General features: G+C 67.3%; 13 protein-coding genes and 1 pseudogene. 6 read left to right on the forward strand and 8 right to left on the reverse strand.

Features of this window, described 5'->3' with window-relative positions; all coding sequences use genetic code 11:
* Nucleotides 1–78: 78 nt before the first annotated feature.
* Nucleotides 79–519, reverse strand: a complete 441-nt coding sequence (gene dtd / locus BJD12_RS09810) for a D-aminoacyl-tRNA deacylase (protein ID WP_005988033.1) — start codon at nucleotides 517–519, stop codon at nucleotides 79–81.
* Here dtd and BJD12_RS09815 point away from each other — a divergent pair.
* On the forward strand, nucleotides 518–1,534 hold the full coding sequence (locus BJD12_RS09815) for a lauroyl acyltransferase (RefSeq protein ID WP_172797423.1): 1,017 nt from the start codon (nucleotides 518–520) through the stop codon (nucleotides 1,532–1,534). The genes dtd and BJD12_RS09815 overlap by 2 nt on opposite strands.
* Nucleotides 1,535–1,582: 48 nt before the next feature.
* Here the strand turns inward: BJD12_RS09815 and BJD12_RS09820 are convergent, their stop codons facing one another.
* Nucleotides 1,583–2,104, reverse strand: coding sequence for a GNAT family N-acetyltransferase (locus BJD12_RS09820; RefSeq protein ID WP_005988029.1), 522 nt, complete (start codon nucleotides 2,102–2,104; stop codon nucleotides 1,583–1,585).
* 241 nt (nucleotides 2,105–2,345) lie between these two features.
* Here BJD12_RS09820 and ribA point away from each other — a divergent pair, with 241 nt between their 5' ends.
* From ribA to BJD12_RS09835, 3 genes are all read left to right on the forward strand, one after another.
* Nucleotides 2,346–3,479, forward strand: a complete 1,134-nt coding sequence (gene ribA, locus BJD12_RS09825; RefSeq protein WP_005988027.1) for a GTP cyclohydrolase II RibA — start codon at nucleotides 2,346–2,348, stop codon at nucleotides 3,477–3,479.
* A 459-nt stretch (nucleotides 3,480–3,938) separates the two neighbouring features.
* Nucleotides 3,939–4,415 (forward strand): PH domain-containing protein, encoded by a 477-nt coding sequence (locus tag BJD12_RS09830; RefSeq protein ID WP_039423829.1) that lies wholly within the window; start codon nucleotides 3,939–3,941, stop codon nucleotides 4,413–4,415.
* Nucleotides 4,412–5,929 carry a PH domain-containing protein gene (locus BJD12_RS09835; RefSeq protein ID WP_005988022.1) on the forward strand — a complete coding sequence of 506 codons (1,518 nt, stop codon included), beginning with the start codon at nucleotides 4,412–4,414 and terminating at the stop codon, nucleotides 5,927–5,929. Before BJD12_RS09830 ends, BJD12_RS09835 begins: the two co-directional genes overlap by 4 nt.
* Nucleotides 5,930–5,982: 53 nt before the next feature.
* Here the strand turns inward: BJD12_RS09835 and BJD12_RS09840 are convergent, their stop codons facing one another.
* The gene (locus tag BJD12_RS09840; RefSeq protein WP_074052561.1) at nucleotides 5,983–7,041 is read right to left on the reverse strand and encodes a CDP-glycerol glycerophosphotransferase family protein; all 1,059 of its coding nucleotides are present in this window, start codon (nucleotides 7,039–7,041) and stop codon (nucleotides 5,983–5,985) included.
* Here BJD12_RS09840 and BJD12_RS09845 point away from each other — a divergent pair, their 5' ends adjacent.
* On the forward strand, nucleotides 7,042–7,866 hold the full coding sequence (locus BJD12_RS09845; RefSeq protein WP_005988018.1) for a glycosyltransferase family 2 protein: 825 nt from the start codon (nucleotides 7,042–7,044) through the stop codon (nucleotides 7,864–7,866). It abuts the gene before it with no gap.
* A gap of 169 nt (nucleotides 7,867–8,035) precedes the next feature.
* Here BJD12_RS09845 and BJD12_RS09850 read toward each other — a convergent pair whose 3' ends face one another.
* The 5 genes and pseudogenes from BJD12_RS09850 to def form a co-directional block, all read right to left on the reverse strand.
* Nucleotides 8,036–9,316: an O-antigen ligase family protein gene (locus tag BJD12_RS09850; RefSeq protein WP_005988016.1), complete on the reverse strand. Its 1,281-nt coding sequence runs from the start codon at nucleotides 9,314–9,316 to the stop codon at nucleotides 8,036–8,038.
* Nucleotides 9,317–9,468: 152 nt separating this feature from the next.
* Nucleotides 9,469–11,190, reverse strand: coding sequence for an ArnT family glycosyltransferase (locus BJD12_RS09855; protein WP_005988014.1), 1,722 nt, complete (start codon nucleotides 11,188–11,190; stop codon nucleotides 9,469–9,471).
* A gap of 49 nt (nucleotides 11,191–11,239) precedes the next feature.
* Nucleotides 11,240–12,549 (reverse strand): annotated as a pseudogene (rsmB, locus tag BJD12_RS09860) (16S rRNA (cytosine(967)-C(5))-methyltransferase RsmB).
* Nucleotides 12,549–13,472 (reverse strand): methionyl-tRNA formyltransferase, encoded by a 924-nt coding sequence (gene fmt / locus BJD12_RS09865; protein WP_005988008.1) that lies wholly within the window; start codon nucleotides 13,470–13,472, stop codon nucleotides 12,549–12,551. The pseudogene rsmB and the gene fmt overlap by 1 nt, the downstream one beginning before the upstream one ends.
* A gap of 395 nt (nucleotides 13,473–13,867) precedes the next feature.
* On the reverse strand, nucleotides 13,868–14,380 hold the full coding sequence (def, locus tag BJD12_RS09870) for a peptide deformylase (protein ID WP_005988006.1): 513 nt from the start codon (nucleotides 14,378–14,380) through the stop codon (nucleotides 13,868–13,870).
* Nucleotides 14,381–14,511: 131 nt separating this feature from the next.
* On the opposite strand from def, the gene BJD12_RS09875 reads away from it, so the two are divergent.
* Nucleotides 14,512–15,648: a LysM peptidoglycan-binding domain-containing protein gene (locus tag BJD12_RS09875; protein WP_042827577.1), complete on the forward strand. Its 1,137-nt coding sequence runs from the start codon at nucleotides 14,512–14,514 to the stop codon at nucleotides 15,646–15,648.
* Nucleotides 15,649–15,651: the final 3 nt, after the last annotated feature.

Below are 15,651 nucleotides of genomic sequence, written 5' to 3' on the forward strand. Positions count from 1 at the left end.
AAAGAGAACCTAGCATTATACCAGTGTGAAGCCCGGTCTGCCGGAATCAAGACGGGACCGCTGGTAGAACTGCGCTGGCTAGGGTCTGAGAAGGAAGGTCACCGGGCCGTCATTGACCAGGTCGACAACCATATGGGCACCGAAGCGCCCGGTTTCTACCCCGGCCTGATGTTTTTCGCGGCAAATCGCCACCAATTGATTGAACGCCCGTTCAGCCTCCTGCGGCGGCGCGGCGGTGCTGAAGCCCGGCCGGTTGCCGGAATTGGTGTCTGCCGCGAGCGTGAACTGGCTGACCAGCAGCAGGCCGCCGCCGGTGTCGGTAAGTGAGCGATTCATCTTGCCGGCGTCGTCGCCGAACACCCGGTAGCTGAGCAGGCGCTCGGCCAAGCGGCGGATATGGGCTTCGCTATCGCCTGGCTCCACGCCGATCAGCGCCAGCAGCCCGGGGCCGATTTGCCCAACCACACCGCCATCGACACTGACCGAGGCCCGGGTAACGCGTTGGATCAGTGCAAGCATCGGCCTTCTCGGGCAGCAAACTGTGCCGCGCAGCATGCCCAGCGCTACCGGCACTGTCACGCGCGGGCCTTCGCCGGCTGCGCTGTTTAGAATTGTGCGGATGAAACCCGATGTCCGCGCCAGATTGCTCTATGCCACCGCCGCCACCGTGGGCCGGCTGCCGTGGCCGCTGCTCAAACGCATGGCCGATGCGCTGGCCTGGAGCTGGCGCAAGCTCAACGCGCGCGAGGCGCGCGTGGCGCGCCGTAACCTGGAACTGGCCTACCCCGAGTTGCCGGCCGCCCAGCGCACGCAGCTGCACGCGCAGATCCTGCAATCGACCGCACGCCAGACCCTGGAAGTGCTGCGCACCTGGACCCGCCCGCCGGCGGAAAACCTGGCGCGCCTCAAACGCAACGGCCAGGAGCTCTATGACGCGGCGCTGGCGTCCGGGCGCGGGGTGATCGTGGCGGCGCCGCACTTCGGCAACTGGGAGCTGCTCAACCAGTGGCTGTCCGAGCGCGGGCCGATCGCCATCGTGTACCGGCCGCCCGAGTCGGAGGCGGTGGACGGGTTCCTGCAGCTGGCGCGCGGCGGCGACAACGTGCGCCAGGTGCGTGCCGAAGGCCCGGCGGTGCGACAGTTGTTCAAGGTGCTCAAGGACGGCGGCGCGGTCGGCATCCTGCCCGACCAGCAGCCGAAGATGGGCGACGGCGTGTTTGCGCCGTTCTTCGGCATCCCGGCCTTGACCATGACCCTGGTCAACCGACTGGCCGAGCGCACCGGCGCCACCGTGCTGTATGGCTGGTGCGAACGCGCCGGCGAGGATCTGCAGTTTGCCTTGCACGTGCAACCGGCCGACCCGGCAGTGGCCGACCCCGACCCGGTCCGCGCGGCCAGCGCGCTCAATGCCGGCATCGAGCAGATTGCCCGGCGCGATCCAGCGCAGTACCAGTGGACCTACAAGCGCTATACCCTGCGCCCGCCCGGCAGCGGCGAGGCCAACCCGTACGCCACCGAGCGGCATCCGCATTGATCCCGGTGCCGCGCCGGCCTGATCGCGCGCGGCAGCCGGGGCGGGGCATCAGTCGTCGTGCGGGTCTGAAGGCGTCGCCAGAATGCGCTGATAGAACGCCAGGTCCAGCCAGCGCCCGAACTTGAAACCGGCCTCGCGCACGGTGCCGGCATGGGTGAAGCCGAACTGTTGGTGCAGCGCGATGCTGGCCTGGTTGCTGGCGTCGATGCCACCGACCAGCACATGTACACCACGCTCCTCGGCCGCAGCGATCAGCGCCTGCAACAGCACGCGCCCCAGGCCTTTGCCGCGATGGTCCTGGTGCACATAGATCGCATGCTCGACGCTGTACTTGAACGCCGGCCAGGCGCGAAAGGTGCCGTAACTGGCAAAGCCCATCAGCGTGCCATCGGCATCTTCGACACCGATCACGGGGAATCCGCCCGCACGCTTGGCCGCGAACCAGCCGACCATGCTCTCCGGCAGACGTGGCCGGTAGTCGTACAACGCGGTCGAGTTGGCGATGGCCTCGTTGAAGATGTCCAGGATTGCGCTGGCGTGACGCGACTCACTGCAGTCGATAAGGCGCATGGGATCCGCTGAGCTGGGGGGTCGTCGAATTAGAAAGCATTGCCGGGCGCTGAACAACGCGAGCGGCGCACAACCAATCGGCACCTGCGCTGTCACTCAATCGCAGCCACTGGATGCAGCGTTCCACCCGATGGTGGCAGCCGGCAGTTGCGAACCACGCGACAATGGCGGCATGCGGCCGGCGCTGGCGCGGCGGCGTCCGCCTTGAAGCGGCCGTGGCAATCCCCATCTGGAGTCGTGCATGAGTAGCCCCGTCCCCTCCCCCAGCGCACAGGCCTTCGGCGATCCGGCGGCGATCCGCTGCGAGCGCGCCGCGTCCGAGTTGCGCGCCGGCCGGCCGGTGCTGCTGACTGCCGCCGACGGGCAGGCGCGTGCGGTGTTGGCGTTGGACAGCAGCACGGCGCAGTCGTATGCCGCGTTCGCCCGTGCGGCGCAGGGCCGCCACTATCTGTTCGTGACGCCGACCCGCGCACAGGTCTTGGGGCTGACTGCGCCAGAGGGCGCACGCGTGGCCCTGGCCGACTACAGCTACGACCAGCTTGCCGCATTGGCCTATCTGCGCGACACCCCGGTGCCGGCGCACTGGGCGGCCGGTGATGCGCTGGATGCCGGCGGGGTGGAGATCGCGCGGCTGGGATTGCTGCTGCCAGCGCTGCTGGCCGTGGACCTGCACGACGTGCACGCGCATGCCGCCTTCGCCGGATGCCAGTCGTTGAGCCTGGACGACCTGAGCAGTGGATGCGCCAAATCGGCCGCGGCCGGCTTTGAGCTGGTCACGCGCACGCCGGTGCCGTTGCGCGGCCTGGGCATGAGCGAATTTGTGGTGTTCCGCGGTGGCGTGGCGCAGCGCGACCAGGTGGCGATCGTGGTCGGCCAACCCGACCTGTCGGCTGCGGTGCCGGTGCGCGTGCATTCCTCGTGCCTCACCGGCGACCTGTTCGGCTCGCTCAAGTGCGACTGCGGCGACCAGCTGCGGCACGGCCTGGCCAAGTTGAAGGAGTTGGGTGGCGGCGTGCTGCTGTATCTGGACCAGGAAGGCCGCGGCACGGGCATCGCCGCCAAGATGCGCGCCTACGGCTACCAGCATGCGGGTCTGGACACCATCGATGCCGATGCGCAGCTGGGCTTCGGCCCGGACGAGCGCCGCTACGGCAGCGCGGTGGCGATGTTGCGCGGCTTGGGCATCGGCCGCATCCGCCTGTTGACCAACAACCCGGCCAAGGCCGAACGCCTGCGCGCCGCAGGCATTGCGGTGGAAGACCGCATCCCGGTCACCGGCGATATCACCCCTGAAAACGAGCACTATCTGCGCACCAAGGCCGCACGCGCCGGCCATGCATTGGATGTCGATGCACTGATCCTGGCTGCGCAGTAAGCGCGCACAGCAGGGCTGCCTGATCGGCGCGGCCGGCGCGCACGCGGTGTGTGCCGGCCGCGACGCATCCGCCATCGACGCCGGGTATTTGCCACTGCTGGCGTCTGCCTGGTCAAGGTTGGGTATTTGATCGCCAGCGCGGCGCGCCATCGGTGTGGAAACCGCTCTGGCGTCCCGATGCGTGACGCAACCGTGCGCGGCGAGAAGACCATCTTCGACCACGTAACGTGCGGGCTCGATCGCCAAGACGTCGCCTTAAAGAACGTAGTCGCCCGAGCACTGCAGCGCCGCCTGTCAGCCATCAACCCAGTTCCTCGCAACCCAAGCCCACAGCGGATGCGCCCCGACCGGGCACCCGGCTATGCTTGCGCACCGCTTCTGCAGGCCCGCCTCGTGCACGACGCTCCACCGCCGCACCCCGACATCCTGGTCAGCGCCGCGCCTGCCGAGACCCCGCCCGTGGACCATGCGCACTGGCAGCAGTTGCCACGCCGGGGCGCCTACGTGGCGGCGGTCAACGGCGCACTCGGCGGTGGCTGTGCCGGCCTGATTGCGGCCGGTGTCACCGTCACCGTGCTGCATGCCTGGACCTACTGGCCGGCAGTGCTGGGGATGACGTTGTCGATGGCGATGCTGTGCGCATGGCTGGCAGTCAAACGACACCGGCTCACGCTGTGGAAACTCGACCAGCACGGCCTGGCGCTGCAACGTGGGCATCTGTGGCAGAGCGATACCCGGGTGCCGATCTCGCGCGTGCAGCACGTGGATCTACGTCGCGGCCCGATCGAACGCGCCACGCACCTGACCACGCTGGTGGTGCACACCGCCGGCAGCCGGCTCAATGCGGTGGCGCTGTCCGGGCTGGACCAGGCCGATGCCGAGCATCTGCGCGACCGCCTCGCCCGCCAGCTCGATCACCACGACGACGCGCTGTGAGCGCCATCGAACACCCCACCGACAACGAGCAGCGCCTGCATCCGCTGTCGTGGGTGTTTGTACTGCTGCAGCAGATCCGCCAGTTCCTGATCCCGTTGGTCGCCCTGGCCGTGTTCGGCAGCCGCGACGGCAGCCGCGATTTCGCCGACCACATCGCCACCGCCGTGGTGATCGCCGTGCTGGTGGCGATTTCGGTGCTGCGTTACTTCACCTATCGCTATCGCATCGGGCAAGACAGTGTGGCGATCCGCAGCGGCCTACTGGAACGCAGCCGGCGCGATATTCCGTTCGCGCGGATCCACAACGTGGTAGTGCATCAATCGCTGTTGCATCGGCTGGCCGGCGTGGCGGAAGTGCGGCTGGAGTCGGCAGGCGGGCACAAGCCCGAAGCGGAAATGCGCGTACTGCGGCTGGATCAAGCCCTGGCGCTGGAAGATCTGATACGGCGCCGCGCCCACCACGTCGATGCAGCCCACAGCGATGTAGCGGTGGTGCTGGCCGACGACCGCACCACCTTGCTGCGCCTGCCGCTGGGCGAAGTGATCCGGCTGGGCCTGATTTCCAACCGCGGCATGGTGGTGGTGGCCGCCAGTTTCGGTGTGATCTATCAGATGATTCCGCGCCGCGTGGCGTCCAGCTTTATCGAGACCAATGGCGAGCTGGCATACCGCTACGTTAGCCAGGTCCACCCGGGCGCGGCGGTGACCACGATCCTGGTGGCAATCGCCGCCGTGGCGGTGCTGCTGGCCATGCGCGCGCTGTCCGTGGCCCTGGCCGTCGCGCAATACCATGGCTTTCACCTCAGCGAGTCGGAGCGGCGCCTCACCGTGGAGCGGGGCCTGCTGACGCGTATCCGCAGCAGCGTGGCGCTGCGGCGCATCCAATCGTGGACGGTGTACGAAAGTCGGCTGCATCGGCTGTTCGGTCGCCGCCAGCTGCGCGTGGACACCGCCGTGGCCAGCGCCGGCGATAACCATGACAGCGCATTGAAGGAGCTGGCGCCGATCGCCGAGCCGCAGCGTTGCGATGCCTTACTGCAGCGCCTGCTGCCGGACATTGCCTGGCCGCCGGCGCAGTGGCAGGCGATCGCCACACATTGCTGGTGGCGGCTGAGCCTGCCGACACTGCTGATGTTGCTGCCGCTGGTGGCCGGGTTGGCGTGGCAGTTCGGCAGCCAGGCTGCATGGTTGCTGCTGTGGCTGCCGTGGAGCGCCTTCAAGGCGCATCGCCAGGTGCAGCGCATGGGGTACGCGGTGGATGCGCGCTATGTCGCGGTGCGCGGCGGCTGGTGGAAGCGCTGGTGGCGGCTGGCCGAACTGGACAAGCTCCAGGCGCTGCAGCTGCAACGCTCGCCGCTGGATCGCCTCACCGGCACTGCCACGCTGTGGCTGGACACCGCTGGCGCCAGCACCACCGGCCCGGCCCTGCGCCTGCGCTTTGTGCCGTTAGCGCAGGCGCAGGCACTGCAAACGCAACTAGGCGCCGCGCTGGCACGGCGCAAGCTGCGCTGGTGACTGGTGACTGGTCCAGCGTCGCTAATCGGCAGAAAAGATCGCTCAGACGGCCGTCAATGCTGCGCCGGTCCCCAATAGCCGAGTTCGCGCCGGATCTGTAGCCCGCGCCATAGCGCACCCAGCGGCTTGCGTCGCAGCGTGCCAAGCTTGCCGGCGATGAAGTCCTCAGTGGCGGCAATCACCCGCTCCGACGACTGCCCATCCCGATACGGATGGATCGCATCGGCATAACTGGTCAGCGCATTGCGTAGTTCGGCATCCGGTGCCAGCGCGCGCGCCAGCTGCTGCGGGAGCTGCGCCGGCTGCTGAAAGTCGAGCATATGCGGCTGCGGCACGCGGTTGCGGAAGGTCACCACCGGTTTGTGCTGCACCACGAACTCGGAGACGATCGATGAGGTGTCCGAGACCAGCACATCGGCCGCACGCTGCGCGGCCACGACCTCTTCGGGCTCGACAAACCGCGCGTTGGCACCGGCCAGCGCGCGATAGCGGTCGAACAATTCCGGCGCGCATTTGGGATGCAGGGTGAGCAGCCAGTAGTGCGCACCGCGCGCGATATCGGCGGCGATCTCCTCGTACAGCGCAGGTGCCGCGCTTAAACGCTCGGTAAAGGTGGAACCGAACAGGATCACCGGCCGCGCATTGGCGGGCGCACGCAGTGCGGCGCTGTGCCCGCCGTCATCGCGGAACACCGGATCGAGCTTGGGCCAGCCGGTTTCCACTACCGCAAAATGGCCTTCGTGCGCGGCCAGCGCACGAAACGGCGTAGTGGTGGCCGGGCCTTGCGTGCAATACAGATCGAACAAGCCGCGCACACGAAAGTGGCCGCGATTGTCCTCGCGCTTTTGCACGTTGAAGCCGTGAAAGAGCTGCACTTTGGCGCCGGAGATAAATGGCGGCACCCAGTTGGCCGCACTGAACACCGCACGCGGACGCAGGGCCAACGCCTCGCGCAGCCCCACTTGGCGCACGCCCGGTAGCTCCATCCCCCGCGCACCCCCTTCGTACCAGGCGGCAACGGTGTCGCCACGGGCCTGTAATGCCTGCGCCAATGGCGCCAGAATAGGCAACGCGTAACGCTCCGTTGCGAACAGCAGGTAATCGGCCATCACATGTCCTCTTCGACCGTACCCGACGAACGGCCTCGCATCAGCGCGTGCATTATCGCGTTCAACGAGGCAGATCGCCTACGCGACTGTCTGACCTCGCTGGCGTTCTGCGATGAGATCGTGGTGGTGGACTCCGGTTCCACCGACGCCACCGCCGCCATCGCTAGCGCACACGGCGCGCGCGTGCTGCACCGCGCCTTCGACGGCTACCGCAGCCAGAAAGCGTATTGCGTCGAGCAGGCCCACCACGACTGGGTGCTGTGCCTGGATGCGGACGAGCGCATCAGCGAGAGCTTGCGTGCGGCAATCCTGGCCGCGCGCGATGCCGGCTTTGCCGACGCGGCCGGCTACCGTTTTGCGCGGCTCTCCGAGTATTTTGGACGCTTCCTGCGCCATGGCAATGCGTATCCAGACCGCGTGCTGCGCCTGTTCGACCGCCGCCGCGGCGGCTGGCGCGGCAAGCGCGAGATCCATGAGGCGGCTAGCGTCGATGGTGCCGTTGTCACCTTGCGCGGGGACCTGATCCACTACCCCTACCGCTCGCTGATGCAGCAACTGGCCAAAACCCAGCGCTACGCGCAGATGATGGCCGAGCACGACTACGCCCGCGGCAAGCGCGCGACCTGGAGCAAGCTGGTGTTGGCGCCGGCGTGGCGTTTCTGGCGCGGCTATCTGCTGCGCGGCGGGTTTCGCGATGGCTGGCACGGGTTGATCTACGCCTACGTGCGCGCCAACTACGTGCGCCAGAAGACCATCATGCTGTGGCTGCTGCAGCACAACCAGCCGGTGCAGGACCCGCCGCGCGCCGCGGAACAGCGCAGCGACTAAGCGTCGCGCTTGAGTGCGTTCATCGCCAGCGCGACCGGCATGGCCGATGCGGCATTCCGTCTCGCACGTGGATCGCTCGCACATACAACCAGATGCGCGAAGGTTCACAAAGGCGATTGGCCACTGTTGGCCATCGGGTTCGCAACCCGCGAAACCGATCCATCACCGCTCACGACGCGTTGCCGACAGCCTTCGACATCGCCGGCTGCGCCTGACGCGCGGCCAGCCCCACCAGGACACCCACCATCGCCGAATAGAAGCTCGCCGACACCTGGTGCGCAAACATCGATTGGGTCAACCCGCACAGCGCATAGCTGATCACGATCATCACCCCAGCCGCCGCAGGCCCGCGGAACTGCACCTGCCCGCTGCGCCGATGCAAGCGCACAAACACCCACAGCGGCACGCCATAGACCGCAAGCAGCAGCAACAGCCCGGGCACGCCCTGGGTGGCGGCCCATTCGGCCAGGTCGTTGTGCGCGTGGCCCAGATGACAGCGAAACAGCGTGTTATCTGCGGCGCACACTGGCAACTCGTGCATCGCATCATCGAATCGACCGACGCCGACACCGGTCAACGGATGCGCACGCACGGTATCCCAAGCCACATGCAGGCGTTCGATACGGGCACCGGCGGACGAATCGCTGTCGCCCACTTCGTAGCGCTGCAGATCGCTCTGCAACTCGCCCAGGCGCATCTGGTCGGTCAATGCAGGCACGCTGGCGACCACGCCTACCGCCAGCACCGCGCCGCCAACGAAGGTCAGCAGCCGGAGGCGTGCGCTATGCCACGGCGCGCCCCAGGCCAGCACGCCGACGGTCGCGAGCAACGCCAGCCACACGCCCCGGCTGCCGCTCAGCACGATCACCACCAACGTGGCGACCGCCGCGCCGACCAACCAGCGCACGCCGCCGTTTGGCCGGCAGAACGCCACGACCACCAGCAACATCATCGCGATATCGGCGAAGACAATCGCATTGGTAAAGCCTTCCGCGCGGTCGGCACCATTCATCACCTGCAGCAGTGCGATCAACATGGCCGCACATACACCAGTCAACGCACCCCGCCATAACCAGACCTGGCGCGGCTGCAAGGCATAGGCCCACAGCGCCGCCCACGGCATCACCAGAAAGCGCGACCGGTTACCCACATCACGCAGGCCGTGCTCGAACAAGGCAATCGACAGCAGCGACATCGCGATCACCGCGACCGTCAGCCATCCCACCACGCGCAATGCGTCACTGCGCGCCGCGATGCCGGCACGCAAGCTGCGCCAGCCGATCAGCGAGCCAAGCAACAGGCACAGGCCAAACGGCGCCAGCCCGCTGGGCATGCTGACCACCAGCGCGGTCAGCATGAACACGCCCAACTCGGCAATGCCCACGCCCGCGCGCGATGCGACGGATGCAGACTGCGGGAGCGAAGCGGGCTGGGTGCGCAATGAATTCATCGAAAGATCGGTGGCGAAGGGGGGCAGGACAGGCACGGCGCGTCAGCGACGCCGGCCAAGCTAACGATGTCCTGCATGAATGACTGCTAGACAATCGCCAGCCGCGGCAGTGGCGTGCTGCCGGCAGGACCTGAACTGCGCACGTGAAGGGCTCATTCGACGTCCAGGTTGCCCTGTTCCTTTTCTTCGACCGCCTTCTCCGTGGAGCTGGCAACGCAGTCGCCGTGCACCGCGTCGCCCGGCACCAGCCACCAGCGACGTCGGTTGGCCACACCGACCAGCTGGCTGCGGCTGCGGTCCACACAGCCCAGCAGCGCGGTCTCCTGCGCCATCAGCCACCGCTGGCCCGGTTGCCCAGCCTGCCAGGCCACGCCACGTCGCAGCTGTTCTTCCCACGGCACCTTGAAGCCGAAGGTCTGCGCCGGGCGGTCGGCCATCAGCAGGTTCTGCTCCTTCCACGCCACCAGGCCGAGCTGGGCATCCGGGCCGATACGGCGCCCGGCCTCGCGCATCACCGCGCCGGCCGAACTGGAATCGTTGAAAATCGGGTAGCAGACCAGCCCGAACGCCACCCACCACGCGCCCAGCAGCGACACCACCGCAAGCGCGGAGCGGCGTACACGCGACAGCAGCAGGCTGGCTACACCCCACGTGCCCACTGCCAGCAGCAGCCAGCCCAGCGGGTCGGTGGCTTCGCTACCGACGCCGCGGCTGTCCATGATCTTCTGCTCGAAGCCGGGGTGCCCGATCAGCATTGCTGTGCCGCCTGCGGCGAAGGCCACGGCCAGCAGCAGCGCAAAGCCGAACAGCACCCGCTGCACCCCGGCCCGGCGCAGCAGGCCCGCGACCAACGGCGCCAGCGCCAGGCAGAACATCGGCAGCGCCGGCAGGATGTAGACATCGCGCTTGCCGCTGGGGATGGTGAAAAACACCAGCACCAGCAGCCACCATGCCAACGGCAGCAGATAGCGCGCATCACGCCGGCGCAACCGCCGCCGCCACGCAGGAATCGCCCATGGCAGCAGCAGGATGGTCGGCATCCACATCGTGGCCATGCTCTGCAGGTGGTACCAGATTGGCTGTGCGTGATCCCAGGAATTGGCGTAGCGCTTGGCGGTCTGGCGCAGCAGGATGTCGTTGAGGTACACGCGGTATTCGGGCTGGCCCGCGGTGAGCGCGGTGACCATCATCGGCACGAACCACAAGGCGATCGCAACGAAGAAGAACAGCGGCCCAAGCCAGAAGCGACGGTCGCGCACATGCACGCGCACACCCGGCCAACCGCGTGCGGCGGCGATGCCGGCCGGAATCAGCATCAGCAGCGCGATGATGCCTACGCCTTTGGTGATCACGCCCAACCCGGCGGCAAACCAGCCCAGCGTCCACCACCGCCAGGCCGGGCCCAGCAACAGATGCCGCAGCAGCCCGTAATTGGCCAGGGTGATCCAGAACACCACCAACGGGTCGATCTGCGCCTTCTTGGCCTGAAAGGTGAAGTGCAGGGTGAACAACAGCATCCACGCGGCATACGCCCCCACCCGCCGAGTCCACAGCCGTCGACCCAGGTCGTACACGCAGGCCAGCGTGCCCAGCGCCGCCAGCAACGACGGCAGCAAGAATGCCACCCGCCAGTTGCCCAGTAGCGTGTAGAACAGCGCCTGCAGCCACATCAGCATCGGCGGCTTGTCCGAATACAACTCGTTGCCGCGGTGCGGGAATAGCCAGTCGCCGCTCAGCACCATCTGCTTGGCGACCAGCGCAAAGCGCGGCTCGTCCGACGGCCAGGGGTCACGCAGGCCCAGCCCGGCGCCGATCACCAACAGCGCGGTGATGGCAAGCAACCAGAAATCCTTTGAGGCACGGGTCTTGAGCATGGCGAACGGCACTGTGACGCGAGAAGGGAGCACCGCTAGCGGCGCGCGATCAGGAGGCTTTTAGCAAAAGCGCGTAGAAGAAACCGTCGCAGTGCTGCTCGCCGGGAAAGCGCTGACGTCCCGGGCCGGCCACATGGCCGAAGGCCGCACCCAGCGGCTGCGCCTGCGCATCGGGCGTGCGTTGCAGGAAGGCCTCGACCTGGGCCTGATTTTCGCGCGCCAGCAGCGAGCAGGTGGTGTAGAGCAGCTGGCCGCCCGGACGCAGCGTGCGCCAGCTCGCATCCAGCAGCCGCGCCTGCAACGCGCACAGCGCAGCGATGTCGTCGGCACGGCGGTGCAGCAGCACATCGGGCTGACGACGCACCACGCCGGTCGCCGAACACGGCGCATCCAGCAACACCGCATCGAACGGCTGGCCGTCCCACCAGGCGGCGAGGTCTGCAGCATCGGCCGCATGCAACCCAACCTGCGCGTTCGGCACAGTGCGCTGCAACGTCTGCTGCACGCGCTCCAGCCGGCGCGCATCCACATCCAGCGCGGTCAGCTGCACCTGCGGGTAGCGCTCCAGCAGATGCGCCGCCTTGCCACCGGGCGCCGCGCAAGCATCGAGCACCCGCGCCGCAGGCGCCAGCGTCAGCGCATCGGCCACTTGCTGCGCAGAGCGTCCTGCACCGAGACATCGCCCTGCGCAAAGCCGGGCAACTGGCTGACCGGCACCGCACTCTGCAACCGCAACGCATCAGGCAGCACCGTGTCGGTCTGTGCGGAGATGCCCGCCTCTTCCAGGCGCGCCACATAAGCGGCTGGATCGGTGCGCCCGCGATGCACGCGCAGCCACATCGGCGCCATCTGCGCGCTTGCGACGAAGATCGCTTCGGCCTGCTCGCCCCAGTCGGCGCGCAGTTGCTTGCGCAACCACGACGGCCAACCCGCATCATCCGACACCGCCGGAAACCCTTCGCGCTGCGCACGCCGCAGGATCGCGTTGACCATACCGGCCTGACGCGGCCGGCCCAGTGCACGGCATGCCTCCACCGTGGCCGACAACGCCGCGTGCGCAGGCAGTTGCAGCACGTCGAGCTGGGCAAAACCGGCCATCAGCAATGCCTTGAGTTCGGCATCGCGGGGCGGCAACGGGCGTTCCATCCATTGCCGCAAGGCCACGTCATACGCCGGGCGACGCCGTAGCACCGCAAAACAGATCGCCTCTACCAGCGCGCGATCGCGTGGGTCGGCAATGCCAGGCAGCGCAGCAGCCAGTTCGGCCTTCAGCGAACGCCCCTGGTCGAACACGGCCGTGAGTACGTGTGCGGCTGCCAGCCGCGAGGCGACGCCGGCCACCGCCGTATCGGCGGCCATCAGCGCAGCGCCGGCAGGTCGCGACGCGCGTTGAGGTAATCGGCAGCGGTGATCGCCTTGCCGCCCTCACGCTGCAGCACGCGCACCCGCAGCGCGCCCTGCCCGCAAGCGATGTCGATGCCCTGCTTGCTGGCCGCCAATAAGGTGCCTGCGGGCTGTTGATGGGCCAGATCGAGCGCAACCGCGCCATGCAGACGCACCCGCTCGCCGGCCAGCGTGGCTTCGGCCACTGGCCACGGATTGAACGCACGCACGCGCCGCGCCAATTCCTGCGCAGGCTGCGCCCAGTCCAGCCGTGCCTGCGCCTTGTCCAACTTGTGCGCGTAAGTCACGCCCTCTGCCGGCTGCGGTTGCGCCACCGGGCGGATGCCGGCGCGCAGCAGGCCCAGGCCATCGGACAGCACCTGCGCGCCCAGCGCGGCCAGCCGGTCGTGCAACTGGCCGCCGGTTTCCTGCTCGCCGATCTCGATGCGTTGCGACAACAGCACCGGGCCGGTGTCCAGGCCGGCTTCCATCTGCATCAGGCACACGCCGGTTTCGGCATCGCCGGCCTCGATCGCACGCTGAATCGGCGCGGCGCCGCGCCAGCGCGGCAGCAACGAGGCATGCACATTCCAGCAGCCGTAAGTCGGCGCGGCCAGCACCGCCTTGGGCAGGATCAGCCCATAGGCCACCACCACCATCAGGTCGGCATTGAGCCCGCGCAGCGTGGCCAGGGCCTCGGGCGAGCGCAGCGTCTGCGGCTGGTAGACAGGAATGCCGCGCGCAATCGCCTCCAGCTTCACCGGCGACGGCGTCAGCCCGCGGCCTCGGCCGGCTGGACGATCCGGCTGGGTGTAGACCGCCACCACTTCATGCCGCTGCGCGGCAGCGCGCAACGAGGCGACAGCGAAGTCCGGCGTACCGGCGAAGACAATTCTCATAGGGCTGGGATTTGGGAGTAGGGATTGGGGATTGGCAACGGCGGATGTGCTAGCCGGGACGGCGGGGGCGTGGAACCGACAGATGGGGTGGACAGTGGTGCGGGCAGGGTTGACGACCGGCGCCGAAAGCAGCATTGCCCAGCATCAATAGGCGCGGTGGGAAGCGGGAGTTGCAAACGGCGATTCGATCGCCGCGACGGGCAGCGGCTTATCCAACCACGAATCCCGAGTCTCAAGGCTCTGCGCACGCGGACCGGAACAATGGCGACTCGACGACTCACGCCAAGCAACAGATCACACCAGGATCCGCGCCCGAAGATTTGAAACAGCAGACTCAACGACCAGCAAGAACCCGCTCTTGCCACTCCCGAATCACAACTCCCCAATCCCGGCCCTCAAGCCACATGTTTGCGCATTTTGGCCAGCTTCTTGCGCACCATTTCGCGCTTGAGCGGGGACAGGTAATCCACGAACAGCTTGCCGTCCAGGTGGTCCATTTCGTGCTGGATGCACACCGCCAGCAGACCCTCGGTGCTCAGCTCGTGGGCCTGCCCCTGACGGTCGAGATAGCGCACGGCAATGGCATCGGCACGGCTGACATCGGCAAAGATGCCCGGCACCGACAGGCAGCCTTCCTGGTACACCTGCTCGCCCTGCCGGGTGACAATCTCCGGATTGATGAACACCTGCGGGGCATTTTTTTCCTCGCTGACGTCGATGACCATGAAGCGTTTGTGCACGTCCACCTGACTGGCGGCCAGGCCGATGCCGGGCGCCTCGTACATGGTCTGGAACATGTCGTCCAGCAGCGTCTGGAACGCCGGGCTGGTGACCTCGGTCGCGTCGACCGGCACGGCCTTGGTGCGCAGCCGCGGATCGGGAAATTCGAGAATAGGGAGCAAAGCCATGGGGTTACCCGTCTGGGAACACCGGCGCAGCGCCGGCAAGACGGTGTCATTCTAGCGCAATGCTTGCGTGGCGCCCCGGTTTCTGGACTATAGTGCGCGGACCTGTTGGGGAATCAGGCAAGAAGGCACTCATGTTGAACCGACTTCGTACGGTCGTCGCTGCGGCGATGCTGACCGTCGCGACCTACGCTGCCGCGCAAGCGGTGGGCGAGCATCCAGAGACCTATGTGGTCCGCAAGGGCGATACCTTGTGGGACATCGCCGGGCGTTTCCTGCAAAAACCATGGCTGTGGCCGGAAATCTGGCAGGCCAATCCGCAGATCCAGAATCCGCACCTGATCTATCCAGGTGACGTGATCAGCCTGGCCTATCTGGATCGCGTCGGCAAAGGCACCATCCAGCCCGGCCCGCGCCAGGAAGCACCGATCAACGCCATTCCGCTGGCCGACGTCGAGCCGTTCCTGAAGAACCTGCGCGTGGTCGACGACTTCGATCAACTGCCCTACGTGGTGGGCCTGGAAGGCGGCCGCACGCGCGCCACCACCGGCCAGGTCGCTTACGTGGTCGGCCTGGAAAACGCGCAGCCGGGCCAGCGCTTTGCGGTGGTTCGTCCGACCGTGAAGTTCAGCCTGCCCAAGCACAACGAAGACCTGGACATGGCGGGCAACATCACCGCCGGCTCCGGCAACATCTGGAAGAACTTCATCGCGCCGAGCAAGCGCCGCGAGTTCCTCGGTTATGAGCTGGCGCAGGTCAACGTCGGCACCATCACCCGCAGCGCGGCAGGCGGCAACTCCAAGGCGGCGACCTTGCTGCTGCAGGACAGCGGCCGCGAAGTGCGCGCCGGCGACCGGATCGTGGCAGTGGAAGCGCAGCCGTACGATCTGCAGTTCATCCCGCATCCGCCGTCCGAACAGGCGTTGCAGACCGAACTGCGCGTGCTGGCCATTTCCGACGCCTTCATCGTTGGCGGTACCCGCGACGTGATTGCCATTTCCGGCGGCGCGCGGGAAGGCATCAACAACGGCACGGTGTTCTCGATCTGGCGCAAGGGCCGCACTGTCAGCGACCGCGTGAAGCATTCGCGCTTCTCGCGGACCGATGACGATTTCAGCGGCCCGTCCGGCTCCACTGTCGGCCTGCCCGATGAATATGCCTCGCATGCGATGGTGTTCCGCACCTTCGACAAGGTCAGCTATGCGCTGGTGATGGAAAGCGTCAAGCCGACCGGCCTGGGCTACTTCGTCAAGCATCCTGACGCGCAGTAATCG

Source organism: Xanthomonas vesicatoria ATCC 35937 (assembly GCF_001908725.1).
Lineage (GTDB): Bacteria > Pseudomonadota > Gammaproteobacteria > Xanthomonadales > Xanthomonadaceae > Xanthomonas > Xanthomonas vesicatoria.

Excerpts from the sequence above, each read along its gene's own strand:
- dtd (WP_005988033.1), bottom strand. The coding sequence starts at position 519 with ATGCTTGCACTGATCCAACGCGTTACCCGGGCCTCGGTCAGTGTCGAT.
- BJD12_RS09820 (WP_005988029.1), bottom strand. The coding sequence starts at position 2,104 with ATGCGCCTTATCGACTGCAGTGAGTCGCGTCACGCCAGCGCAATCCTG.
- ribA (WP_005988027.1), top strand. The coding sequence starts at position 2,346 with ATGAGTAGCCCCGTCCCCTCCCCCAGCGCACAGGCCTTCGGCGATCCG.
- BJD12_RS09845 (WP_005988018.1), top strand. The coding sequence starts at position 7,042 with ATGTCCTCTTCGACCGTACCCGACGAACGGCCTCGCATCAGCGCGTGC.
- BJD12_RS09850 (WP_005988016.1), bottom strand. The coding sequence starts at position 9,316 with ATGAATTCATTGCGCACCCAGCCCGCTTCGCTCCCGCAGTCTGCATCC.
- BJD12_RS09855 (WP_005988014.1), bottom strand. The coding sequence starts at position 11,190 with ATGCTCAAGACCCGTGCCTCAAAGGATTTCTGGTTGCTTGCCATCACC.
- fmt (WP_005988008.1), bottom strand. The coding sequence starts at position 13,472 with ATGAGAATTGTCTTCGCCGGTACGCCGGACTTCGCTGTCGCCTCGTTG.
- def (WP_005988006.1), bottom strand. The coding sequence starts at position 14,380 with ATGGCTTTGCTCCCTATTCTCGAATTTCCCGATCCGCGGCTGCGCACC.
- BJD12_RS09875 (WP_042827577.1), top strand. The coding sequence starts at position 14,512 with ATGTTGAACCGACTTCGTACGGTCGTCGCTGCGGCGATGCTGACCGTC.